Origin of the sequence: Sphingobium sp. (assembly GCF_033795625.1) — a bacterium.
Taxonomy (GTDB): domain Bacteria; phylum Pseudomonadota; class Alphaproteobacteria; order Sphingomonadales; family Sphingomonadaceae; genus Sphingobium.
Genome location: NZ_JARYGI010000153.1, coordinates 1 through 517, shown reverse-complemented (window position 1 = coordinate 517; position 517 = coordinate 1). Strand labels below are relative to the sequence as shown.

Here is a 517-nt window from a genome sequence, read left to right as displayed (position 1 = left end):
GATCGACACCGTCGAGCGTCGCATCGCGCAGATGGTGGAGAACCGGCAGCTCATCCCGGGCGCCGTGCGCGATGGCGACAAGGGCATCCGCATGGTGACGACGCAGGAGGCTCTGCGCACCGAGGAGAGCATCCTGAAAGCGGTGGAGGCGGGTCGCGGCAAGGCGTCGCCGATCATCGCGGCCAGCGATGCGCCGGCGCGACTCCAGGCAGCCGCCACACGCGATCTCAATCCTGGGCAGCTCGCCGCCGCGACGCTGATCGTCTCGTCGGCGGACCGCACCGTCACCGTGCAAGGCGTCGCCGGCGCCGGCAAGTCGACCATGCTGGAGGCGGTCGCCCGCGTGGCCGAAGCGGAGGGTCGCGACGTCACCGGTCTTGCCTTCCAGAACAAGATGGTCGCGGACCTGGCCGCGGATGCCGGCATCAAGAGCCAGACCATCGCATCGTTCGCACCGAAGCCGAAAACGCTTCGCGTCGCGAGGAAGCCAAGGCATCTTCGGGCGACATCGACGGCA

The 517-nt window shown here is 68.9% G+C and carries 1 protein-coding gene; it reads left to right on the top strand.

The features are described 5' to 3' along the window. Positions 1–517: AAA family ATPase (locus QHC67_RS19125; RefSeq protein WP_319296755.1), on the top strand; the 517-nt coding region annotated here is incomplete at both ends.